Below are 23,110 nucleotides of genomic sequence, written 5' to 3'. Positions count from 1 at the left end.
CACACCCTACGGCCAGCAGGCTTATCGGTTACCATGCAGGTCTGTCCGATTAGCCGATAGAGACGCCGCATGTCGCACGCCTGGAGCCCCGCAAGCTGGAGGACCAAACCCATCCAGCAGCAACCCGAATACCCCGATGCCGCCCACCTCGCCCGGGTCGAGCAGACCCTGGCCGGCTACCCGCCGCTGGTGTTCGCCGGCGAGGCGCGCGAGCTGCGCCGGCAGTTCGCCGAGGTCACCCAGGGCCGCGCCTTCCTCCTGCAGGGCGGCGACTGCGCCGAAAGCTTCGCCGAGTTTTCCGCGGCGAAGATTCGCGACACCTTCAAGGTGCTGCTGCAGATGGCCATCGTCATGACCTTCGCCGCCGGCTGTCCGGTGGTGAAAGTCGGGCGCATGGCCGGCCAGTTCGCCAAGCCGCGCTCGTCCGGCAGCGAGACCATCGATGGCGTCACCCTGCCGGCCTACCGCGGCGATATCGTCAACGCCATCGAGTTCGACGCCGCCAGCCGCGTGCCGGATCCGGAGCGCCTGCTGCAGGCCTACCACCAGGCCACCGCCAGCCTCAACCTGCTGCGCGCCTTCGCCCAGGGCGGCTTCGCCGACCTGCACCAGGTGCACCAGTGGAACCTGGACTTCATCGCCAACTCGGCCCTCTCCGAGAAGTACCACCAGTTGGCCAACCGCATCGACGAGACCTTGGCCTTCATGCGCGCGGTCGGCATGGACAGCGCGCCGCAGCTGCGCGAAGCCAGCTTCTTCACCGCCCACGAGGCGCTGCTGCTGAACTACGAGCAGGCCTTCGTGCGCCAGGACAGCCTCACCGGGCGCTGGTACGACTGTTCGGCGCACATGCTGTGGATCGGCGACCGCACCCGCCAGCTGGACGGCGCCCACGTCGAGTTCATGCGCGGCATCGAGAACCCCATCGGGGTCAAGGTCGGCCCGAGCATGGACCCGGACGAGCTGATCCGCCTGATCGACGTGCTCAACCCGGACAACGACCCGGGCCGCCTCAACCTGATCGTGCGCATGGGCGCCGACAAGGTCGAGCAGCACTTCCCGCGCCTGCTGCGCAAGGTGCAGGGCGAAGGCCGCCAGGTGCTGTGGAGCTCCGACCCGATGCACGGCAACACCATCAAGGCCTCGAGCGGCTACAAGACCCGCGACTTCGCGCAGATCCTCGCCGAGGTCAAACAGTTCTTCGCCGTGCACCAGGCCGAAGGCAGCCACGCCGGCGGCATCCATATTGAGATGACCGGGCAGAACGTCACCGAATGCATCGGCGGCGCCCGCCCGGTCACCGAGGACAGCCTGTCGGACCGTTACCACACCCACTGCGACCCGCGGATGAACGCCGACCAGTCGCTGGAACTGGCCTTTATGATCGCCGAGACGCTGAAGCAGGTGCGCCGCTAGGAGACGTCAGTGCCCTAGCCCGGCGGCAATCCGGGCTACGTTTCGAGCAAGGCCCCGCGCAAGCGCTGCGCCGGCTGCGAGCGGCAGTGCAGCGCCACCCCGTCCAGTCCCAGCCACTGCGCCAGCGCTCGCAGCGCGCCGGCCAGCGCCCATAGCGTGTCCTCGCTCGGCCACGCCGCCTCCAGATGCACGGCATGCACCGCCAGGCGACCCTGCGCCCGTTCGCTGCGCAGGTCGACGCGGGCCAGCAGGCGCTCCTGGTGCAGGAACGGCAGCACGTAGTAGCCGTGCACGCGCTTGTGCGCCGGGGTGTAGATTTCCAGGCGGTAGCGAAAGCCGAACAGCCGCTCGGTGCGCTCGCGGGCCCAGATCAGCGAGTCGAACGGCGACAGCAGCGCGCTGGCCTCGATCCTGCGCGGGATGCTCGGCTCGCCGAGGCAGTAGCCCGGCGCCTTCCAGCCCTCGACGCGCAGCGGCCGCAGTGCACCGGCCTCGACCAGCTCGGCCAGGCGCGCCTTGCAGTCGGCGGCGTCGAGCCGGTAGTAGTCGCGCAGATCCTGTTCCGTGGCCAGTCCCAGCGCCGCGGCCGAGCGCAGCAGCAGGCGGCGCTGCGCCTCGGCCTCGTCCGGCTCAGCCTGCGCGAGGATGGCGGCGGGAATCACCCGCTCGGGCAGGTCGTACAGGCGCTCGAAACCGCGGCGTCCGGCCACCGTCACTTCGCCTGCGGCGAACAGCCATTCCAGCGCGTGCTTCTCCTCGCTCCAGTCCCACCAGGGGCCGGCGCGCTGCTGGCGGCTCGACAGGCTGCCGGCGCCCAGCGCGCCCTGCTCGCGCACCGCCTGCAGCACCCGGGCGATTACCTCACCGCGTTGTGCGCCGAATTCCGCCAATTGCCGGTAGATGCCGCGTCCCTGCGCCGCGCGGCGCATGCGCCAGCGCAGCAGGGGATGGATCTCCAGCGGCAACAGCGAGGCCTCGTGGCCCCAGTACTCGAATAGCGCGCGCTGACGCGGCTTGCCCCAGGCCAACTGGTCGAGCAGCTCGGGCGCGTAGTGGCCGAGACGGGAAAAGGCCGGCAGGTAGTGCGAGCGCACCAGCGCGTTGACCGAATCGAGCTGCAGTACGCCGAGGCGCTCGACCTGGCTCAGCAACTGACGCCGGCCGACGACGCCGCGCGGGGCACGACCGAAGCCCTGGGCGGCCAGTACCAGGCGCCGGGCTTCGGCGAGGGAGAGTGAATCGGGCATGGGGCCGTCCCTGGTGTGGCGATGCGCCCAGACTAGTCGCGCGCCAGCTCCAGTGGCAACGACGGCTGCGCGTCGGGCGCCAGGAAGCGCTGGCGAAAGCTGAAGGCCGCAGGCGTCGGCCCCTCGCGGCGCAGGCGCTGCAGACGTTCGGCCGCCTCCTCCAGGCTCGGCCGCTGTCCGGCCGCCACCCACCAGAGCACCAGATGCGCCTGCGGCACCGGCTCGAACCATTCGCGGCGGCGCTTGAGCATCTCGCGATGGGCCGATTTGTAGACGTAGTCGCTCAGGCTCTCGACGTCGCGCCAGAGCGACAGATTGACCAGCACGTCCTCACCGAACGGGCGCAACGCGGTGGCGTCGCCCCCCTCGTCCGCGAGTCGCCAGACGAAGCCCGGCGAGGCCTCGGCCAGGGCGTTGATGCGCTGCAGATTGGCGACGAAATCGGCCAGCGGCGGCGAATCCAGCGGCGCCGCCAGGTTGGCGATATTCAGCTGGGCCAGGTGGTAACCGGGCATGGGCACTCCTTGTCTATCCATTACATGATGCGGGTATCGGGCTGCGCTGCCGGGCCGGCGAGCCCCACAGCGCCACGGCCTCAGAACCGGTTCAAAGTCTGCTGCGCGTCGGCACTGCTGCGTTAAAAACAGGCTCGGGCTGCTCATTTACAGCTCGTAAAGTCGAGCGCGACTCCGACCGGCCCTCGCCTGTTTTGGCGGGGCCGCCATCGGTATTGCATTGCTCTAGCTCGCGAGCCTTTGAACAGGCTCTCAGCGCTTGAGCGGATCGTCCCAGAACGGCCGCTCGCTCTCCTGCAGCGCATCGGCGCGGCTCAGGCCGATGTCCTTGAGCGCGGCATCGTCGAGCATGCCCAGACGGCGGCGCTGCTCGGCCAGCTGCCACCAGCGGCGCAACTGACGCGCCATCGACAGCAAGCGGGCGCCCAGGCGCGGAGCGGCGAAGTGCAGCGGCTGAGCGACGGCATAACCTTTTTGACCTTTCATCTCTTTGCCCTCCCTGTGGGGTTGGCGCCAGTCTCGCGCCGGGCTTAAGATCAATCCAACGAATGTTTCTTATGCACTGCATCTGGGAGATTGATGGATGGCCCTGTACCCCAGTATCGACAGCGAACTGCTGCGCACCTTCGTCGCCATCGTCGACCAGGGCGGCTTCACCCGCGCCGCCGAGGCGGTCAACCGCACCCAATCGGCGGTAAGCATGCAGATGAAGCGCCTCGAGGAAGACGTGATGCAGCGCCCGCTGTTCCAGCGCGACGGCCGCCAGGTCAGCCTGACCGCCGAGGGCCAGCTGCTGCTCGGTTACGCCCGACGCATCCTCAAGCTGCACGGCGAGCTGCTGACCACCCTGCGCGAGCCGCACATGGTCGGCACCGTGCGCATCGGCACGCCGGACGACTACGTGATGCGCTTCATGCCCGGCATCCTCTCGCGCTTCGCCCAGGCCTACCCCATGGTGCAGGTCGAGCTGCACTGCGAACCCTCGTTCCAGCTGCTGCAGCGCCAGGATCTGGACCTGACCATCGTCACCCGCGAACCGGGCAAGGAAATCGGCCAGTTGCTGCGCCAGGAGCGCATCGTCTGGGCCGAGGCCCAGGGCTTCAGCCCGCACGAACAGGAGCCGCTGCCGCTGGCGATGTTCAACTCGCAATGCTTCTGCCGCTCCTGGGCGTGCAATGCGCTGGACGCCATGGAGCGCGAGTACCGCATCGCCTACACCAGCCCCAGCCTGTCGGCGATCATGGCGGTGGTCAGCGCCGGCTTGGCGATCACCGCGCAGCTGCAGAGCCTGATCACCCCGGACATGCGCATCATCGGCGAGGCCGAGGGGCTGCCGGCCATGCCCTCGGCGAGCATCGTGCTGCTGCGCAACGAGGCCAGCCAGTCGCCGGTCACCGAGTGCCTGGCCGAGCATATAGTCGAGGGCTTTCGCCTGTAGCCGGAGGCAATCCAGCAGCGCCCGCCGCCGCTACTCCAGGGCCAGCAGCGCCGCACAGACCAGCAGAAAACCGCAGAACAGGCTGCGCAGCAGGCGCTCCGGCAACGCGTGGGCCATGCGCACGCCCCAGCTGATGCTGAGCAGCCCGCCCACCGCCAGGGGCACGCCCATCCACCAGTTGACGTGCTGGTGCAGCGCGTAGGTCAGCAGGGTCACCCCGGTGCTGGGCAAGGCCAGCGACAGCGACAGCCCCTGGGCCACCACCTGGCTGGTGCCGAACAGGCTGGTCAGCACCGGCGTGGCCACCACCGCACCACCGACGCCGAACAGCCCGCCCATGGCGCCGGAGACTCCGCCCAGCGCGCCGAACCAGCCCCAGGGATGACGCAGCTCGGCGCTGGCCGGCGCCTGGCGCATCGACATGCGCAGCAGGTTGTAGGCGGCCAGGGCCAGCAGGAAGCCGACGAAGGCCCAGCGCATGGTGCGCGCCTCCAGCCCCACCGCGTAGAGCGAGGCCAGCCAGGCGCAGAGCAGGCTGGAGCCGCCGAGCAGCAGTGCGTGGCGCGGATCGATGCGGTTGCGCTGGTGGTAGCGCCACAGCGCCAGCATCACGTTGGGCACCACCATCACCAGGGCCGTGCCCTGGGCCAGCTGCTGATCCAGGCCGAACAGCACGCCGAGCACCGGAATGGCGATCAGCCCGCCGCCGATGCCGAACAGCCCGCCCAGGGTGCCCAGACTCAGGCCCAGCAACAGATTCAGCGAAAGATCGAGCAGATTCATGGCACCTCCAGGCAATGGGCGCATGCTAATCAGGGGCGGCTGGCGCGGAAACGCATAGCCGCGCACAATGGCTGCGCTTATCACGCACAGCAGAACCGCCATGAACCCCGATGCCCTGACCGACCAGCTGCAACTCTTTCTCGACGTGCTGGAGGCCGGCAGCTTCTCCGCCGTCGCGCGCCGCCACCCGCTGACGCCCTCGGCGGTGGCGCGGCGCATCGACGCCCTGGAGCGCGGCCTCGGCAGCAGTCTGTTCAGCCGCAGCACCCACGCAGTGCGCGTCACCCCGGCCGGCCTGGCCTTCGCCGAGCGCGCCCGGCGCATCCTCGCCGAACTGCACCTGGCGCGCGCCGAGGCGGTGTCGCTGAGCAGCGCGCCGGAGGGGCTGATCCGCATCGACGCGCCCTCGCCCTTCGGCCGCCGCCACCTGGCCCCGGCCATCGCCGAGTTTCTCGGCGCCAACCCCGGGCTGGACGTGCAGCTGCGCCTGATCGACAGCTTCACCGACCTGCACGGCGAACACCTCGGCGAAGTGGACATAGTCGTGCGCATCGGCCCGCTGCCGGACAGTCGCCTGGTCGCCACGCCGCTGGCCTCGATGACCCGCATCCTCTGCGCCAGCCCGGACTACCTGCGCCGCCGCGGCATTCCGCGCAGCCCGTTGGAGCTGGAGCAGCACGACGGCCTCGACTGGGACAGCCTGGCGCCGCCCTACGCCTGGCGCTTCGAGGCGGACGGCAAGCTGCAGCTGTGCAAGCCCAAACGCCTGCGCCTGACCACCAACAACGCCGAAACCCTGCTGTTCAGCGCCCTCGCCGGCCTGGGCATCGCCCACCTGCCGACCTGGCTGAGCAGCGAGCACCTGCAGCGCGGCGAACTGCTGCCGCTGTTCTGCGAGACCGGCCTGCCGCCGGCAGAGCCGGTGAGCATCTACGCCCTGCGCCTGGAACGCGAAGCCAGCCCGCGCACGCGCCTGCTGCTGAGCTTTCTCAAGCAGCGCTTCGGCTTCCCGCCGCCCTGGGACCAGGCCCTGCAGGCCGGCCTGGCGACGCCGCAGCAATAGCACGGGGAATACGTGGGAGGAGCTTTGGCCGCGACAAAGCCGGAGCCTTGCCGCCGGCAGAGCCCGAATCCCGGGCACAAAAAACCCGGCGCAAGGCCGGGTTTTGTCTGACGCGCAGGCTTAGGCTTGCGGCGCCTGGGTGCGGCCCTTGTAGGAACCGTCACGGGTGTCGATCTCGATCCAGTCGTCGATGCCGACGAACTCGGCGACCTTGATCTCGGTGCCGTTGCGCAGCTTGGCCGGTTTCATCACCTTGCCGGAGGTGTCGCCACGGGCGGCGTTCTCGGTATAGACCACCTGACGCACGATGGTGGTCGGCAGGTCGACGGAGATCACCTTGCCTTCGAAGAACACGGCTTCGCAGACGTCGGTCATGCCTTCTTCGATGAACGGCAGGACGCTTTCCAGGTCTTCGGCGCGCAGTTCGTAGGAGTTGTACTCCGGATCCATGAACACGTAGTCCTCACCGCTGATGTAGGACAGGGTCACTTCCTTGCGCTCGAGGATCACCGGCTCCATCTTGTCGTCGGCCTTGTACACGGTCTCGGTCTTGGAGCCGTTGAGCAGGTTCTTCAGCTTCATCTTGACGATGGCGCTGTTACGGCCGGACTTGGTGAACTCGGCCTTCTGGATCAGCCACGGCTGGCCGTCGATCAGGGCCACGCTGTTGGGCTTCATTTCTTGTGCGGTTTTCATACGAATATCCGAAATATGCGGGAGGTACAGAAATCTAGGCCGCGTATGATAGCCAATTTCGGTAAAACTGTTCCAGCGCCGTGGCAAGGTCCGGCCGAGCGGCCTGCTCAACGCACCAGCGCTCGGCGTGCGCCGCCAGCTCCGGCCAGACCGGCAACAGCCTGTCCCAGGCCTCGCCCATGCCCTTGCCGGCGTTCCAGGCGCGGCACAATTCGCCCAGGGCTGCGGCCGCCGCGGGCGACAGTTCGGCGCCGTACAGCGCCAGAAAAGCTTCCAGCTTCTCCCAGTGGGCGCCCTCCTCCTGCTGATAGGTGTGCCAGAGCAGCGGTCGCCCGGCCCACTGCGCGCGGACGAAGGAATCCTCGCCGCGCACCGCATTGAGGTCGCAGCACCAGAGCAAGCGGTCGTAGTCGTCCTGCGCCATGAACGGCAGCACCTGGATCTGCAGGCTGCCGCGCTGCCGGCGGTCGCCGGGGACCAGCCCGTCCTCGCCGAGCCAGGCCTGCAGGTCGCCGAGGATCTTGCCCTGCGGCACCAGCAGCTGACTGGCCTGGCGCTCGTCCGCCAGCGCCTGCAGCCAGTCCGCCAGCCCCGGGTTCTCGTAGGCGAACAGCGAGATCAGCCGCGCGCCGGCCTGGCGCGTCACGCCGAGACGCTGGAGAAAGACCTGCTGCGCCGCCGCATCAGCCTGGAACGCGCGCCGCCGCGCCAGCAGATCGCCCTCGCACAGCAGGCCGCCGGTGCCAGCGACGAAGCCGGGGAAGAAGAAGAATTTCTGCAAGCCGCCCGGCTGCGGCGACGGCAAGCCATGGCAGCCGGCCACCCAGTCCTCGGCGCTGAGGTATTCCAGGTTCAGCCACAGCCGCCGGGCCCCGCTGGCGGCCATCGCCTCTATATAGGCGGGCGGCAGGTGGCAGGCGAAGGCCTCGATCACCACCTCGGCCGGCTCCACCGCGGGCCAGGGCGCACTCCAGTGACACAGCTCGACGCCGGCCAGCTGCTGGCGGGCGGCCGTGGTGCTCGCCTCGGGGCACAGGCGCGCGAAGGCGGCCAGCTCGTCCACCCACAGGCGCACCGCATGGCCGTGCTCGGCGGCCAGCTGACGCGCCAGACGCCAGGTCACCCCGATATCGCCGTAGTTATCCACCACGCTGCAGAAAATGTCCCACTTCGCCACGCATGCGCCCCTCGGAAAAAGGCCGCCAGTGTACCTCGCGAACAAGAAAAAGCCCGCCAGAGGCGGGCCAAGGGGAGCGCGGGAGCACGCGCAGGAAAACCATGGGATCAGGCCAGCAGCGCGGCGCCCTCGTCGCGCGCGGCGGTGCTCAGCAGCCACACCGCCTGGCAGGCCAGCGCGGCCTCGCGCGATGCGAAGGGGCCGGCCTTGGGCTGGCCGTCGACCATCAGCAGCCAGCACGCCATATGGCCGTCGGACCTGAGTTCGGCGGGTACGGCGCTGCCGACCAGGGACACCACATCGATACGGGACATAAAGACCTCCAACTGAATCTGTGTTGAGTCCACCTTAGGCGCCTGGCCGCCTGCGCGGAAATCAGTGCTTTCGATAGTCACCATGGTTATTGCCAATGGATCGCATCCGGCCGCTCAGATGCCCGCCAGATAGAGAGCCAGCACGACGGGCGCATCCGCGGCCAACTCATAACCGACGCCGGCCATCAGCATGGCCAGAGTCAACGAGCTGAGCTTGAAGCACGGCTGCCTGGGCGTATCTCTCCGCAAAAACGAAAGGACCGCTCAGCAGATGCCACGAACGCCGGGAACCTCGACAGCGCTCCGCTGCCGCCAGCCCGAATCGCAGTTCATGATATTTATGGTTATTTGCCAGTTAAGCGTATTTACAAACCATACAAATTGCCCCGCGTCACACGCACGGCTCTGGCACGCGGATAGACGGCGGAGTACCGGAAATAGAGAGTCTGCGGCGCCCTGGATTTGACCGGCCTCGGGAGCGCTCACAATGCGCAGGCCAGCACGCCCGAAGCCGCTAGCGAGCGGTGCCTGCCGAGCGCAGGCGCCGTGCAGATCGGCCAGGCGAAAACGAAAAAGCCCAGCGCAAGGCTGGGCTTTTTGAAAGTGGCGGTGAAGAAGAGATTCGAACTCTTGATACGGTTTCCCGTATACACACTTTCCAGGCGTGCTCCTTCAACCACTCGGACACTTCACCGGATCTCGACGTTTTTGCGTGTAGCCCGTCGAGGCGCGCTAATGTAGTCGAATGTTTTCCCGATGGCAAATTTTTTTTCAGAAGATTCATGCGCTTAAGAGCAGGACGGGTCTTCGCCGCGGCGCTCGCCGAGCATCTCGTCGAAGCGCATGTGGCCGAACAGCAGAAAACCCAGGGAGATGAACAGGCCGACGGCGAACAGGGCCAGCACGCCGAGCGGGTTGTGCAGCTGCGGGCGCTCGCCGATCAGCACCGAGACCAGCAGCAGGACGAGCGCCGCGGCGACGCAGAGGATGGACGACAGCAGATTCATGGGCGACTCCTTCGATTCGCCGCCCACTCTAGTTGCCGCCCCGATCCCTCGACCAATTGCCATCGGCCATCGCGGCAATAGGCGAAATCGCTGACCCGCCGGTCAGCCGCGGCGCTTTACCGCAGCGGTGCGGCTGAGTACCTTCTGCCCACATTCAGCCCCGCGGCCTTAATAAGGAAACTGCCATGAGCGACCTGATCAGCTACCAACTCGAAGACGGCATCGCCACCCTTACCCTGAGCAACGGCAAGGTCAACGCCATCTCCCCCGACGTGATCGCCGCCTTCAATGCCGCGCTGGATCGCGCCGAGCAGGATCGCGCCATCGTCATCGTCACCGGCCAGCCGGGCATCCTCTCCGGCGGCTACGACCTCAAGGTGATGACCTCCGGCCCGCAGAACGCGATCAACCTGGTGGCGGCCGGCTCGACCCTGGCGCGGCGCATGCTCGCCCACCCCTACCCGATCATCGTTGCCTGCCCGGGCCATGCGGTGGCCAAGGGCGCCTTCATCCTTCTCTCGGCCGACTACCGCATCGGCGTCGAAGGGCCGTTCAATATCGGCCTGAACGAGGTGCAGATCGGCATGACCATGCACCACGTCGGCATCGAACTGGCCCGCGACCGCCTGCGCAAGTCGGCCTTCCACCGCTCGGTGATCAACGGCGAGATGTTCGATCCGCAGGGCGCGGTGGACGCCGGTTTCCTCGACAAGGTGGTGCCGGTCGGCGAGCTGATGGCCGTTGCCAACGCCGTGGCGCAGCAGATGAAGAAGATCAACATGACCGCGCACCGCAACACCAAGCTGAAAGTGCGCAAGGCGCTGCTGGAGACCTTGGACGCGGCCATCGAGCTGGACAAGCAGCATCTGATCTGAGTCCGTCCCGCTTTATCCGAGCCCGGCCTGATGCCGGGCTTTTTGTTGGCTATGCCCCGCTATGTGTCGATGCTCCGATCCGGCGTTTTTATGGCGGGGCCACGGGCGAAGCGCCTGCTCCTAGGCGCCCAAGCCGCCGCGTTCGAGCAGATGACTCATCGCCGCCTTCAGCTTCATCGGCCTTACCGGCTTGTGCAGCAGGCTGTGGCCCAGCTCGCGCATCTGCTGCTTGAGCTCGTTGCTGTAGTTGGCGGTGATCATCAGCGCCGGTAGCGCGGCGCTGCGCCGGGCGTTGATCTGCGCCACCGCGTCGACGCCGTTGCGCTCGTCGTCGAGGTGGTAGTCGGCGATCAGCAGGTCGGCCTCGGCGTGGTAGTTGTCCACCTGGCGCGCCAGGTCTTCTTCGCTCAGCGCCGTGACCACTCGGCAGCCCCAGCCTTCGAGCAGAGTGCGCATGCCGGCGCAGATCGCCGCGTCGTTATCCAGCACCCACACCCGCGCGCCGGAGAGGCGCTCCAGCAGCTGGTCCGGGCTGTCGTGCAGCGCCCGCGCCTTGGGCGCCAGGCGAGTCAGCGGCACCTCGACGGCGAACATCGAGCCCCTGCCCGGCTGCGAGGCCACGCGGATGCGGTGGCCGAGCATGCGCGCGATCTTGTCGACTATGGCCAGGCCCAGGCCGAGGCCGCGGTCCTGCTTGCGCTGTACCGTGTCGCCGCGCTTGAACTCCTGGAAGATCTCGCCGAGCTTGTCCGGCGCGATGCCGATGCCGCTGTCCCACACCTCGATCGACAGGCTGTTGCCGCGCCGCCGGCAGCCGAGCAGGATGCGCCCGCTGGCGGTGTAGCGGATGGCGTTGCTCAAGAAATTGCGCAGGATCCGCGCCAGCAACTGCACGTCGCTGCGCACCAGCACCGAGCTGGGCAGGTAGTCCAGGCGCAGGCCCTCGCTACCGGCGATCTGATGGTATTCGGCGGCCAGATTTTCCAGCAGCTCGCTGACGGCGAACGGCGCGATATCCGGCTTGATCACCCCCGCGTCGAGCTTGGAGATATCCACCAGGGTGCCGAGCAGGCTCTCGACGTCCTCCAGCGAGTTGCTGACGTTGCGCACCAGCGGCGCGCAGCCGGACAGGTCGTCCTTCTCCAGCAGCGCGCTGGTGAACAGCCGCGCGGCGTTGAGCGGCTGCAGCAGGTCGTGGCTGACCGCGGCGAGGAACTTCGTCTTCGACAGGTTGGCCTGTTCGGCCTCGCCCTTGGCCTCGCGCAGGCGCGCCGCCATCTGCGTGCGTTCGTCGATCTCGCGGCGCAGCTGCTCGTTGACCGTGGTCAGCTCGGCGGTGCGCTCGCGCACGCGCTGCTCCAGGTGCTGGTAGGCCTGGTGCAGGGCCTCGGCGGTGCGCCGGCGCTCGGTGATGTCGCGGATCAGCACGAAGATCCCCACCACCTCGCCGCTGGCCTGGCGGTTGGGCACGTAGGAACGCAGCATGTAGCGCTCCTGGCCGCTGTGGTTGGTCTCGGCGAACTCGAAGGTCACGCTTTCGCCGGACAGCGCCCGCTCGACGTAGGGCTCCAGGCGCCGGCAGTGCTCCTCGCTGTGCACCTCGCGCAGGCTCTGGCCGAGCATGGCGCCGCGCGGCCAGCAGTACCATTCCTCGTAGACCTTGTTGGTGAACTCGTAGACCAGATCGGCCGACAGGTAGGCGATCAGCGCGGGCACGTGGTCGGTGATCAGGCGGATCCAGCGCTCGCTGTCGCTCAGCGCCTGGGCCTGGCGGTGGCGCTCGGTGATGTCGGTGAAGGTGTTGACGAAGCCGCCGGTGGGCAGCGGATGGGTGCGCACCTCGAGCATGCGCCCGTCGAACAGACGCACCTCGACCTGGCGCAGCGGCTTGCCAGCGATATCGCGGCTGGCCGGGGTCAGCGGCTCCAGCTCGCTCTCGGCCATCACCTCGGCGAAGGGCCGATGCGCGCTGATCGGCGCCAGGCCGCAGAGCTCGAGGAAGCGGTGGTTCCACAGCTCCAGCGCGCCCTCGGCGTTGACCATGGCCATGCCCTGCGACAGGTTGTCCACCGCGCGCTGCAGCAGGCGCGATTTCTGCGCCAGGGCCTGTTCCCGGCGCAGCGCCTCGCTCTGCTTGACCTCGGTGATGTCGGTGTAGAGGATCACCAGCCCGCCCTCGCGGGTCGGCCGCTCGCTGACCTGCACCCAACGGCCGTCCTGCAGACGGAACAGGCTCGGCTCGCCCTCCTTGCCCAGCTGCGCCTCCACCACCAGGCCGGTGCTGCGACTCAGGCGCCTGATCTCCTCCAGCCGCGTGCCGGTGCCGATGCGCGCCCGGCTGCGTGCCCACAGCGCCTTGAAACGGCTGTTGAACAGCACGATGCGCTGGCGATCGTCGAACAGCACGAAGGCGTCGGAGATGCTCTCGATGGCGTCGATCAGGTGCTGATGGGCGGTCTCGGCGCGCAGCCGCGCGTCGCTGAGCAGCTGGTTGCTGGATTTCAGTTCGGCCATCGCCTGGTTCAGCGCGTCGGTGCGTTCGCGCACCTGCTCGGCCAGCACCACCGAGTGCTGGAAGGCGGCGTAGGCGTCGTCGCCGCGCGAGTGGATCGACTCCACCCGCTCGATCAGCGCGGCGTTGATCCGCCTGAGCTTGGCGTTCTCGCCTTCCAGCGCGGCCAGGCGCACCTGCAGCTCGGCGCCATCAGCCGCGACCAGGGCGGCCAATGGCGACTCCGGTGAAGGTCTGGTTGATGTGCATGCCATTGAACTGCTCTCCGTAGGAGTTGAAGCCGATCACCCGCTGCCGACGCAGAAAGGCCGACACCGGCAGGCTGCCGCCGGCGTTCTCGATCTCCAGGCGGCGCAGGAAACAGTCGCAGCCGATGGTCAGCAGCAATGGACCGAGGCGCTGCTCAAGGCCGGCGAACAGCTGCTCGAGATTCGGCAGCAGCGGCCCGGGGCGCATCGCGGTGAGGACGATGCCGTTCTCCACCGCGCAATAGAAGCTCAGGCTGAGGTCGTCGTGCACCTGCTGGATCGAGCGCACGTAGTAGTGATCGCTGATGCGCACCGCCAGCGGATAGGCGGCGAACACCCGGTGGTCCAGGGCATCGAGCGGCACGCCGATCAGCTCGGCGTATTCCTGCGCAGCCGGCGCGGCGTTGAGCTCGTAGACGCGGCGGCTGGCGCTGTCGGCGCGGGTCACCACCAGTTTCTCGCCGCTGGGCTGGATGTGGTGGGTGCTGAACACCTCGAAGTCGAGCCAGGTGTTGAACAGCACCACCACCGCCGCGCCGCTGTGAAAGCGCCCACCGTGGTAGACGTGGGTGTGGGTCAGGTGGTTGTCGTCGCCGGCCGAGCCGCCGAAGTGCGGGATGCTGCCCAGCGCCGCACTGAGCGCGCCGAGCACCAGTTCCTCGCGGCTGGACAGCCCGTCGAGCAGGGTCAGGGCGAAGCTGTGACCCTTGATCGAGGCCAGCTCGTTGCTGCGACAGTCGCGCACCAGGCCGTCGACCAGCTGCTGCGCATCGAGCAGGTTGAAGCGCTCCATCTCGTCGATCAGCGCACTGGCGATGGAGAAGCAGCGCAGGTCGAAGCCCAGCGCCACCACGCAGCCGCGGCCGTAGCCCTGCGGGGTGATCTCGCCGGCGCTGGTGCAGCCGACCAGGCTGACACCGCCGAAGTGCTGCTCCAGGGCCCGGCCGAGGGCTTCGAGGTCGTACTCGGCCGAGCAGAAGAACAGCACGAAGCCGAGGTAGGGATGGATCAGCTGGCGCGCCAGCTCCTGGGCGGCCTGCTCCACATCCTTTGCGCTGGAAACGGCGCTGAGCACGCCTTCCGACTGTTCCAAGGCCATAAGACGCCCCAATACACCTGCTGGATAGGGGGAAATTCTACGAAGCGGAGGATGGCTGCCCCATGCTACTTGAGTACTGGGTCGGGCCTTCCTAGGTAGGGTGTCGCGGGGCCGCCAGGCCGGGCGCAGCAGCGGTAACCGGGAACCTGGTGCGCACGGCGCATCTTACGAAGCGCAGGCAAAAAAAGACCGGGCAGCGGTCGCCCCCTGCCCGGCCCTGTGCAACGGTGTTTACCAGCTGAGCACGGCGCCCACGGCGAAGGTGTCGGTGTCCTCGTTCAGACCGCTGCCCTCGGCGGCATCGATCTCGTACTGGTTGTACTCGGCGACCAGCTTGAGGTTGTCGTTGATGGTGCGAAAGTAGGCCAGACCGCGGGTCTCGTAGTCGGCCGCCACGCCCAGGCCGTTGCCGTCGTCCTCGGTCTTGCCGTAGGACAGTGCCACGCGGTTCTTGCCCCAGGTGTAGGAGCCCTGCAGCAGGTAGCCGTCGCTGTCGATGTCGCGCAGGGTCGGCTCGCCCAGGTTGTTGGTGAAGAAGGGGTTGATGCCCTTGGCCTGGAAGCCCGAGCCGGTCAGCGAGAGGCCGTCGAACTTGGCCTGCACGCCGTAGCCGAGGCCCTTGGAGGTCACGGTATCGACGCTGTCGTCGGTGTTTTCCGAGGTCTGGTAGGCGCCGTTGATCCAGGTGTAGATGGTCGAACCACCCAGGTCGAACTGGTAGCTGACCTCCGATTCGAAACGCGGCTCTTCCTGGTAGGCCTTGCCCACGGCGCTGTCGTCGTTGGTGTCCACCGGGTCCATGATGCCGACCGCCAGGCGCAGGCCCTCGGCCAGGTGGTTGTTGCGGTAGGTGATCTGCGAGGTGGGGAACGGGTACGGATAGCCGGTGCCGATGTTGCCGAAGGACACCCCGGTGCCGTCGACCAGGCCGAGGGTATCGGAGACGTTGCCGTAACCGGCCAGCAGTTCGTCGAGGAAGATGTTGGAGCGCGAGAACAGGCCGAAGTCCTTGCCCACCAGCACCTCGCCCCACTCCGGGTTGGCCACGGTGCCGTAGAACTGGCGCACGTCGATGGCGGTGTCGGTGCCGTTCTGCTCGCTGTCGTTGATGGTCACCCAGAACGAGGAACGCCCGCCGAGCTTGAGATCGTCGATCTGCTTGCCGAAGTTGAAGCCGATCCAGTTGGGCAGAAAGCCCATTTTCACCCGCGACTGGCGGCGGTCGAACTGCTCGCCTTCGCGATCCACGTCGCTGTTGACGTAGAAAGCGTTGATATAGCCGTCGGTGGAGAAGGTGGTGTCGTCCTGGTCGTACAGGACGATCTCGGCGGCGGCCTGCTGGGCGCCGGCCAGGGCGACGGCCGCAGTCAAGGCAAGGGGCAGAAACCGGGGGTTGGCGATCTTCTTGTTGTGCATAACGCTCTCCGCTTGAGTGGCGACCGCCAGGGCAGTCAGGTCGGAGGCGATTATCGAAAGGCGCCGGGAGCGGCCATACGCTGCCTTGGCAGCGTTTGCCCGCTGCTTTGGCGCGCCCTGCCCGACTTGCCCCGGGCGGCCCGCGACCGACCCGCTACCGGTAGCGGGCGAAAGGTCGTAGTACCGGGACAATCCTTGGGCGTAGAAGCGCAGGGCGCACCGACTACCGGCGGCAAACCCTAAGGTGCGCCGCGAAGACCATCGAAAAGAAGGGGAAAGAAAAAGGCTATGTCTGCGTTAAGTGTTGGGAGTGGGTGCAAAGGCCCGTAGGGTGGGCTTTAGCCCACCACCGGTGGTTGGCGTGGGCTAAAGCGGATCGCCGCCCGGCCCACAGGCCCCCGAGCCTTCCTTGGAGCCCCAGCAACGGCTAGCAGGGGCATAGCCAAGAAATGCACGCTTAGACGTGCGGCCCTGCTCCACTGGCCAGTACGCGCCAGTGGCCGCTATGCAACAACTGCGCATAAGCCGCCTGCAGCTCGTCCGGCGTCAACTCGGCCAGCGCCTGGCGCACCCGTTGCGGGTGCGCCTCGCTCAGCCCGGCCAGCTGCAGCTGCCACAACTGTTCGGCGCGGGCCAGGTTGCTCTTGGGCGGGCGCAGGGCCTGCGCCAACTCGTCGCGGCAGCGGGCGAACTCCGCCGCCGACAGCGCGGCGAGGCGCTGGCGCTGCTGATCGAGAAAGGCGTGGATATGCTCGAAGATGCCGGCCGCCTCGCACACCGGCGACTGCAAGGCGAACAGCAGCGCGCGCTCGCCCTGCACCTGGCGATAGCCGGCAAACAGCGCATAGCCCAGCTGCAGCTCGCCGCGCAGGCGGCGGTAGAAGGCCCCCTGCAGCAGCTGCCCGAGCAGGCGCCAGGCCGCTTCGCGGCCGGCATCGGCATCGGCATCCGGCAATGGGCACAGCAGCACCAGCGCCGCCTCGCTGCCCGGCTGCTCCACCTCGCGCCACAGCAGCTCGTGGTTTCGCGCTGCTGGCGGTTGCCCGGCGGGCAAGGGTTCGACCGCGGCGAACAGCGCGTCGAGCTGTGCCCGCTCGCCCGGCCCCAGGCCCACGCTCAGCCCCTGCAGACCGCCACCACTGTTGCCGACGCCCAGCTGCGGCAAGTGCTGCAGCAACTGGCGCAGCAGCAGGCCACCGGTGGCCGGTTCGGCCGCCTCGGTCGGCGGCGCCAGCAACAGCGGCAACAGCCGCGCGCTGCAGGCCGGCAACAGGGCCGCGGCGCCCTGCAGCGCCAGGTTCCAGCCGCCCGCCTGCACCTCAAGCTGCAGGGCGATGCCCAGGCGTTCGCAGCCGCGTTGCAGATCGGCGATGCGTGCCTGCAGCAGGGCCTGCAGCTCGCCAGGCCCATGCTGCCCGGCCACCTCGCCGCGCCAATGCAGCGCCGCCGGCCCGCCAGCGGCCGCGCCGGGATGGTGACGCAAGCGCGCGAGCGGCAGGCTGGATGAGGCCGCCTCGGGCAGCGTCAGCAGCGACTCGACCGGTGCCAGCCCCACGCTCAGCTGCGCTGCAGGCAGCTCGCGCGCCGGCAATGCGGCCAGCGGCAGCGCCAGGCCGGTGGCCGGCCACGGCGGTCGCGCCTGGTTGTCGCACGCCAGCTCGATCAGCCCGGCGCCACCGGCCAGCTGGGCGAGCAAGGCGCCCAGGGTCTGCAGCAGGCGGGCGTCGTCCAGCTCCGCTTCGGCGTCCTGCAGGCTGCGCGCCAATGCCAGCGGCCCCATGCCGAACTGGCGCAAGGCCTGGGCCTGACGCCAGTCGGCCAGACGCGCCGGCCAGGCGGGGTCGCCCCGCACCTGGCGCAGCCAGCCCAGCAGTTCGGCGATCAGCGCGGCGCCCCGAGCCGCTGCGGTGCAGTCAAGGCGCAGCAGGCACTGCCCGGCGTGGCAGTACAGCACTCGCGCCCGCAACTGCCGGCACAGCCGCGCCTGGCGCAGGCCGGCGAGCAGCCCGCCAGGCGCCGGGTCCTGCAGCACGTCCAGCAGCAGCGCCAGCGCCGACGCCAGGCCGGGATCGCTCAGTTGCACGGCAAAGCCCAGGTGCAGCGCTGCGGCGCGCTGCTGCAAGCCCAGGCGCGGCGCCCGCAGCGGCAGCATGGGCGGCGGGGATTCGCCGATGGTCGGCGAGTCGGCAGCGGGCAACTGCCCCAGCAGGGCCTCACCGATGGCCAGCAAGTCTTCCGGCGGCTGCGGCCCGACCAGCGTCAGGCGCATATTGCCGGCCTGGTAATGGCGCCGGTGATAGCCGTGCAGCGCCTGCTGAAAGGCGGCCTGCTCGACGGCCAGGCTGGTGCGATCACCGGCGAGGAAGTCGCCGCAGCGGTGCCCTGCCGCCAGCGCCTGGCCCAGGGCGTGCTCGATGCGGCTGTCGGCGTCGGTGCTGCGCGCCTGGTATTCGGCCTGCAGCACCTCGCGCTCGCGCAGCTGCGCGGCGCTGTCCAGCAGCGGCCGGCACAGCATGTCGAACAGGCGCGCCAGCGCCGGCTGCAGGCGCTCGGCCGGCAGCTCGCAGAGGAAATCGGTATGGCGCGCCTGGGTCGACGCGTTGACCTGGCCGCCGCAGCCCTGGGCGTAGGCCATTAGCCCCTGTTCGGGGCCGTAGTCGCGGCTGCCGAGAAACAGCAGGTGCTCGAGAAAATGCGCCAGCCCGGGATAGGCGACCGGCTCGTCGTGACTGCCCGCCGCCACCCGCAGGCAGATGCCGGCCCGCTCGGCCCAGGGCTGCTGCGCCACGTCCAGCGTGGCGCCATTGCTCAGGCGCAGGCGGTGGCGGCCGGCGGAGAAAGAAGGTGAAACGCCATGCATCGCAGCTACTCGGGGCAGTCCGCGCCCAGAGTCGGCCCGGCGCGAGGCGCCGACAATACTGCTTTCGCCCGGTCCGACCGGCACTTTGGTCGTAGGGGCGAGCCAGCGCGCAACGCGGCTACTGCTGCTGCACCTGCAGCAGCGGCGCCACCTGCACCAGGGCGTGCATCTGTTCGCCGCCACCACCGCGGCGCATGCCGCGTACCGGGCAGGCGTCGAGGTAATCCAGGCCGACCGCCAGCTTGAGGTGGCGCTCCGGCTTGGCCAGGCAGTTGGTCACGTCGAAGCTGTACCAGGCGCCGTCCAGCCAGGCTTCGGCCCAGGCGTGGCTGGCCAGGTGCGCGGCGTTGTCGGTGTACAGGTAGCCGGACACGTAGCGCGCCGGCACGCCCAGGCTGCGCGCACAGGCGAGGAAGGCGTGGGTGTGGTCCTGGCACACGCCGCGGCGCCCGGCGAAGGCTTCGGCGGCACTGGTGTCGACCGCGGTGATGCCCGGCTGGTAGGCGATATGGGCGTTGAGCGCGTGCATCAGCTCGATCAGCGCGTTGCGGTCGCTGCGCGCCTTGCTCTGCTGGCTGGCGAACTCGCGCAGGGCGTCGTCGGCCTCGGTCAGGCGAGTGAAACGCAGGAAGGGCAGCGCCGACTGGCGTTCGTGTTCGGCCTCACGCGCCTCGTCGATATCGACCTGGCCGCGGGCGCCGATGACGATGGCCTCGTGCGGCTCGTCGAGGGTCAGCACATGGAGGATATTGCCGTAGGGGTCGAGCTGCGCACGCACCGGGCGCGGCAGGTCGAGCTGCCAGCTGAGCACCTGCTGGCGCTCGCTGTCGTGCGGGGTCAGGCGCAGGTACTGGATGCTCGCGCGCACCTGGTCGTCGTAGCGGTAGGTGGTGTCGTGGCTGATCGAGAGTCTCATGCGACCTCCAGGTAGGACGTGTGGATGGTGTTGCCCAGCTGGCGCACCAACAGGATGAAGTCGGTGAGCCAGGCGTGCAGGCCTTCGTCGAGCACCTCGTCGATGCCGGTGTAGCGCAGCCGTGCATCCAGTTCGGCGGCCAGGCGCTGCGCCAAGCGGCCGTTGTCGCCGGGCAGGCCGGCGAGCATCAGGTTGAGTTCCTCCATGCAGGCGCGCAGCGACCGCGGCACCTCGGGGCGCAGCAGCAGCAGTTCGGCGACCTTGCGCGTGCGCGGCGAGCCGCGGTAGATCTCGGCGAAGGCCTCGGACGACGACAGCGCACGCAGCAGCGCATTCCACTGGTAGTAGCTGCGCGCGGTGCGTTCTTCCAGCTCGTCGATCTCCTCGCCGAGCATCTCGTAGCGCGCATCGAGCAGCCGCAGGGTGTTGTCGGCGCGTTCGATGAAGGTGCCCAGGCGGATGAAGCGGTAGGCCTCGCCGCGCATGATGGTGCCGAAGGTGGCGCCGCGGAACAGGTGCGAGCGCTCCTTGACCCACTCGCAGAAGCGGCTGATGCCGTAGCGGCCCAGGCCCTGCTCGGCGATGCCGCGCACCTCCAGCCAGGTGGCGTTGATGTTCTCCCACATGTCCGCGGTGATCCGCCCGCGCACCGCGTGGGCGTTGGCCCGCGCGGCCTGCAGGCAGCAGTAGATGCTCGCCGGGTTGCTCGCGTCGAGGGCGAAGAAGTGCAGCATGCGCTCGGCGTGCAGCGGGCCGTGACATTCCAGGTAGGCGTCCAGGGTGCCGGTGATCAGCAGCGGCATGGCCAGTTCATCGAGGCCGTCGCCGCGGCCGTCCTGCGGCATCAGCGACAGCGAGTAGCTGACGTCGAGCATGCGCGCGAGGTTCTCGGCGCGCTCCAGGTAGCGCGACATCCAGTACAGATCGGAGGCAGTTCTCGACAGCATGTTCAGTCCTCCACCACCCAGGTGTCCTTGGTACCGCCGCCCTGCGACGAGTTGACCACCAGCGAGCCTTCGCGCAGCGCCACGCGGGTCAGGCCACCGGGCACCAGACGGGTTTCGCGCCCGGACAGGACGAAGGGGCGCAGGTCGATATGGCGCGGGGCGATGCCGCGCTCGACGAAGGTCGGGCAGGTCGACAGGCTCAGCGTCGGCTGGGCGATATAGGCCTCGGGCTTGGCCATCAGCCGCGCGCGGAAGGCCTCGATCTCGGCCTTGCTCGCCGCCGGCCCGACCAGCATGCCGTAGCCGCCGGAGCCCTGGGTTTCCTTGACCACCAGCTCGGGCAGGTGGGCCAGCACGTGGGACAGTTCCTCCGGCTTGCGGCACTGCCAGGTCGGCACGTTGTTCAGGATGGGCTCCTCGTCCAGGTAGAAGCGGATCATGTCGCCGACGAAGGGGTAGACCGACTTGTCGTCCGCCACCCCGGTGCCGATGGCGTTGGCCAGCACCACGTTGCGCGAGCGGTAGGCGGCCAGCAGGCCGGGCACGCCGAGCATGGAGTCGGGGTTGAAGGCCAGCGGGTCGAGGAAGGCGTCGTCGAGGCGGCGGTAGATCACGTCGACCTGGCGGGCACCGGCGGTGGTGCGCATGTACACCTTGTCGTCGCGGACGAACAGGTCGGCGCCCTCCACCAACTCCACGCCCATCTCGCGGGCGAGGAAGGCGTGCTCGAAGTAGGCGCTGTTGAAGCGCCCCGGGGTCAGCACCACCACCGTGGGGTTGTCCAGCGCACTGGAGCTCTTCAGGGTGTCGAGCAGCAGGTTCGGGTAGTGGTCCACCGGCGCCACGCGCTGCGCGGCGAACAGCTCGGGGAACAGGCGCATCATCATCTTGCGGTCTTCGAGCATGTAGCTGACGCCGCTGGGGGTGCGCAGGTTGTCTTCCAGCACGTAGTAGCTGCCGTCGCCGTCGCGCACCAGGTCGACCCCGGCGATGTGCGCGTAGATGTCGCGGTGCAGGTCGAGGCCCTGCATGGCCATCTGATAGCCCTCGTTGGCCAGCACCTGCTCGGCCGGGATGATGCCGGCCTTGATGATGCGCTGGTCGTGGTAGAGGTCGGCGAGGAACAGGTTGAGCGCCTGCACGCGCTGGATGCAGCCGCGCTCGACCATGCGCCATTCGCTCATCGGAATGCTGCGCGGGACGATGTCGAAGGGGATCAGGCGCTCGGTGCCCTGATCGTCGCCATAGAGGGTGAAGGTGATGCCGGCGCGGTGGAACAGCAGGTCGGCTTCGCGGCGGCGCTGGGCCAGCAGTTCGTCCGGCGTCTCTGCCAGCCAGCGGGCAAATTCACGGTAGTGCGGGCGGACTGCGCCGCTCGCGTCGTACATCTCGTCATAAAAGGTGCGGGCCATGCCGTACTCCTTGTCACCCGGACTTGCAGGGAGCTTTGCAAGGCCCGAGCCAGCGAAGTAATTCCTTTTATTTCAATGACTTGACAAAAAAACCCGAGCCCCGCGCACCAACGAGGTGCAACGCCGTGACCCACGGGTCGCACGCCGCCCCGTTAGGTGGCAGCTGCCTTGTCTATGAGGCAGATAGGCAGAAGCGATTTCCCCGCAGCCGGCGCACTGCCCATACTCGCCGGCAGTTGTCGCCGCCGAGCCGGAGCCGATTGACTGCGGCGGTTCGGCCCTGGCGACTTGCGCCAGGCCACGCAAGGCCAGCAGCGCACGCCCTCTCTCCTGGTCGAAGTCTTCGACCGATGTTCTGCACCGCCCGTATGGGCGGTTTTTTTTGCCCGGGTAGCCGCTATGGCTGGTACGCGCGGCGCTCCACCAGGCCGCCTCTTTCGCAACTAAAGCCGCGGCTGCGACGCCCCGGCAAGAAAGTCCGCCACCGCCTGCGCCGCGTCGGCCAGGTGCTGCTCATGACTGCAGCCCGAGCTTTTCAGCGGCTTGAGGTCGTGGTCGGCTGCCGTCAGCCAGTGCAGGCGGATCGCCGGCGCCAGGGCATAGCCGGCCACCGCCTCACGATTGCCCAGGGCGTCGCGCTCGCCCTGCACGATCAGCGTCTTGGTGCGCAGCTCGGCCAGGTGCGCGACCCGCGGTTTTTCCGGCTTGCCGGCGGCGTAGAAGGGATAGCCCAGACAGACCAGGGCGTTGGCGCCCAGTTCGTCGGCCAGCAGACTGGCCATGCGTCCGCCCATCGACTTGCCGCCGATGGCCAGCGGCCCTGCGACCTGTTGGCGCACCCGGGCATGCACATCGCGCCATTGCTGCAGCAGTTGCGCCTGTGGATTGGGCGGACGTTGCTTGCCGTCCACACGCCGTGCGGCCATGTAGGCGAACTCGAAGCGCACTACTGCAATGCCGCGCGCGACAAGGCCTCTGGCCATCTGCTGCATGAACTCGCTGTCCATCGGTGCCCCGGCGCCGTGGGCGAGGATCAGCGTCGCGCGCGCCTCGCCCGCCGGCCTGTCCCACAGCCAGGGCAGCCCCTGCGCGCATTGATCGGCGTCAATAAACCCGGATGGCCCTTTGCTCATGCTTGCCTCGCGTCGATATCCGTGGCGGTCGTGGCT

General features: G+C 68.4%; 20 protein-coding genes and 1 tRNA gene. 4 read left to right on the top strand and 17 right to left on the bottom strand.

The features are described 5' to 3' along the window. Positions 1-69 precede the first annotated feature (69 nt). Positions 70-1,416 (top strand): class II 3-deoxy-7-phosphoheptulonate synthase, encoded by a 1,347-nt coding sequence (locus tag AC1G9C_RS09990; RefSeq protein WP_480410070.1) that lies wholly within the window; start codon positions 70-72, stop codon positions 1,414-1,416. Positions 1,417-1,451: 35 nt separating this feature from the next. Here AC1G9C_RS09990 and AC1G9C_RS09985 read toward each other — a convergent pair whose 3' ends face one another. The 3 genes from AC1G9C_RS09985 to AC1G9C_RS09975 form a co-directional block, all read right to left on the bottom strand. Then, positions 1,452-2,663, bottom strand: coding sequence for a winged helix-turn-helix domain-containing protein (locus AC1G9C_RS09985; protein ID WP_480410069.1), 1,212 nt, complete (start codon positions 2,661-2,663; stop codon positions 1,452-1,454). A 32-nt stretch (positions 2,664-2,695) separates the two neighbouring features. Beyond that, positions 2,696-3,178, bottom strand: coding sequence for a DUF3291 domain-containing protein (locus AC1G9C_RS09980; protein ID WP_480410068.1), 483 nt, complete (start codon positions 3,176-3,178; stop codon positions 2,696-2,698). 252 nt (positions 3,179-3,430) lie between these two features. Next, positions 3,431-3,664, bottom strand: a complete 234-nt coding sequence (locus AC1G9C_RS09975) for a DUF1127 domain-containing protein (protein ID WP_122107716.1) — start codon at positions 3,662-3,664, stop codon at positions 3,431-3,433. A gap of 97 nt (positions 3,665-3,761) precedes the next feature. On the opposite strand from AC1G9C_RS09975, the gene AC1G9C_RS09970 reads away from it, so the two are divergent. Then, entirely contained in the window at positions 3,762-4,616 is an 855-nt protein-coding gene (locus tag AC1G9C_RS09970; RefSeq protein ID WP_021444561.1) for a LysR substrate-binding domain-containing protein, read from the top strand. A gap of 30 nt (positions 4,617-4,646) precedes the next feature. Here the strand turns inward: AC1G9C_RS09970 and AC1G9C_RS09965 are convergent, their stop codons facing one another. Next, positions 4,647-5,399 carry a sulfite exporter TauE/SafE family protein gene (locus tag AC1G9C_RS09965; protein WP_397497273.1) on the bottom strand — a complete coding sequence of 251 codons (753 nt, stop codon included), beginning with the start codon at positions 5,397-5,399 and terminating at the stop codon, positions 4,647-4,649. A gap of 100 nt (positions 5,400-5,499) precedes the next feature. Here AC1G9C_RS09965 and AC1G9C_RS09960 point away from each other — a divergent pair, with 100 nt between their 5' ends. Further along, entirely contained in the window at positions 5,500-6,462 is a 963-nt protein-coding gene (locus AC1G9C_RS09960) for a LysR family transcriptional regulator (protein ID WP_480410067.1), read from the top strand. A gap of 120 nt (positions 6,463-6,582) precedes the next feature. Here the strand turns inward: AC1G9C_RS09960 and efp are convergent, their stop codons facing one another. The 5 genes from efp to AC1G9C_RS09935 form a co-directional block, all read right to left on the bottom strand. After that, a complete protein-coding gene (gene efp / locus AC1G9C_RS09955) occupies positions 6,583-7,158 on the bottom strand; it encodes an elongation factor P (protein WP_031303472.1) in 576 nt (191 codons plus the stop codon). Positions 7,159-7,192: 34 nt separating this feature from the next. After that, a complete protein-coding gene (gene earP, locus AC1G9C_RS09950; RefSeq protein ID WP_480410066.1) occupies positions 7,193-8,335 on the bottom strand; it encodes an elongation factor P maturation arginine rhamnosyltransferase EarP in 1,143 nt (380 codons plus the stop codon). A gap of 107 nt (positions 8,336-8,442) precedes the next feature. After that, the gene (locus AC1G9C_RS09945; protein WP_122107712.1) at positions 8,443-8,649 is read right to left on the bottom strand and encodes a hypothetical protein; all 207 of its coding nucleotides are present in this window, start codon (positions 8,647-8,649) and stop codon (positions 8,443-8,445) included. Positions 8,650-9,253: 604 nt separating this feature from the next. Beyond that, a tRNA-Ser gene (locus AC1G9C_RS09940) sits at positions 9,254-9,343 on the bottom strand. A 94-nt stretch (positions 9,344-9,437) separates the two neighbouring features. Next, the gene (locus AC1G9C_RS09935; protein ID WP_480410065.1) at positions 9,438-9,656 is read right to left on the bottom strand and encodes a hypothetical protein; all 219 of its coding nucleotides are present in this window, start codon (positions 9,654-9,656) and stop codon (positions 9,438-9,440) included. Between the two features lie 185 nt (positions 9,657-9,841). Here AC1G9C_RS09935 and AC1G9C_RS09930 point away from each other — a divergent pair, with 185 nt between their 5' ends. Continuing rightward, positions 9,842-10,531 carry a crotonase/enoyl-CoA hydratase family protein gene (locus AC1G9C_RS09930; protein WP_122107709.1) on the top strand — a complete coding sequence of 230 codons (690 nt, stop codon included), beginning with the start codon at positions 9,842-9,844 and terminating at the stop codon, positions 10,529-10,531. A 120-nt stretch (positions 10,532-10,651) separates the two neighbouring features. Here the strand turns inward: AC1G9C_RS09930 and nahK are convergent, their stop codons facing one another. The 8 genes from nahK to AC1G9C_RS09890 all read right to left on the bottom strand — a co-directional run bounded on the left by nahK (position 10,652) and on the right by AC1G9C_RS09890 (position 23,074). Further along, entirely contained in the window at positions 10,652-13,297 is a 2,646-nt protein-coding gene (gene nahK, locus AC1G9C_RS09925) for a hybrid sensor histidine kinase/response regulator NahK/ErcS' (RefSeq protein ID WP_480410064.1), read from the bottom strand. Beyond that, on the bottom strand, positions 13,236-14,390 hold the full coding sequence (gene nosP / locus AC1G9C_RS09920; protein WP_480410063.1) for a nitric oxide-sensing protein NosP: 1,155 nt from the start codon (positions 14,388-14,390) through the stop codon (positions 13,236-13,238). Before nosP ends, nahK begins: the two co-directional genes overlap by 62 nt. A 231-nt stretch (positions 14,391-14,621) precedes the next feature. Continuing rightward, on the bottom strand, positions 14,622-15,806 hold the full coding sequence (locus AC1G9C_RS09915) for a porin (RefSeq protein ID WP_480410062.1): 1,185 nt from the start codon (positions 15,804-15,806) through the stop codon (positions 14,622-14,624). A 457-nt stretch (positions 15,807-16,263) separates the two neighbouring features. Continuing rightward, on the bottom strand, positions 16,264-18,666 hold the full coding sequence (gene pqqF, locus AC1G9C_RS09910) for a pyrroloquinoline quinone biosynthesis protein PqqF (RefSeq protein ID WP_480410061.1): 2,403 nt from the start codon (positions 18,664-18,666) through the stop codon (positions 16,264-16,266). 118 nt (positions 18,667-18,784) lie between these two features. Further along, positions 18,785-19,582, bottom strand: a complete 798-nt coding sequence (locus tag AC1G9C_RS09905; RefSeq protein WP_021442849.1) for a transglutaminase family protein — start codon at positions 19,580-19,582, stop codon at positions 18,785-18,787. Next, positions 19,579-20,529: an alpha-E domain-containing protein gene (locus tag AC1G9C_RS09900; protein ID WP_480410060.1), complete on the bottom strand. Its 951-nt coding sequence runs from the start codon at positions 20,527-20,529 to the stop codon at positions 19,579-19,581. Before AC1G9C_RS09900 ends, AC1G9C_RS09905 begins: the two co-directional genes overlap by 4 nt. Positions 20,530-20,531: 2 nt before the next feature. Continuing rightward, complete coding sequence (locus tag AC1G9C_RS09895) at positions 20,532-21,941, bottom strand: circularly permuted type 2 ATP-grasp protein (protein ID WP_021442851.1); 1,410 nt, start codon at positions 21,939-21,941, stop codon at positions 20,532-20,534. Positions 21,942-22,384: 443 nt separating this feature from the next. After that, positions 22,385-23,074, bottom strand: coding sequence for an alpha/beta family hydrolase (locus tag AC1G9C_RS09890; RefSeq protein WP_480410059.1), 690 nt, complete (start codon positions 23,072-23,074; stop codon positions 22,385-22,387). Positions 23,075-23,110 lie beyond the last annotated feature (36 nt).

This window comes from Pseudomonas sp. ABa2 (assembly GCF_056676075.1).
The sequence above is the reverse complement of the archived record's forward strand: the minus strand, read 5'-3'. Positions and strand labels throughout refer to the sequence as shown.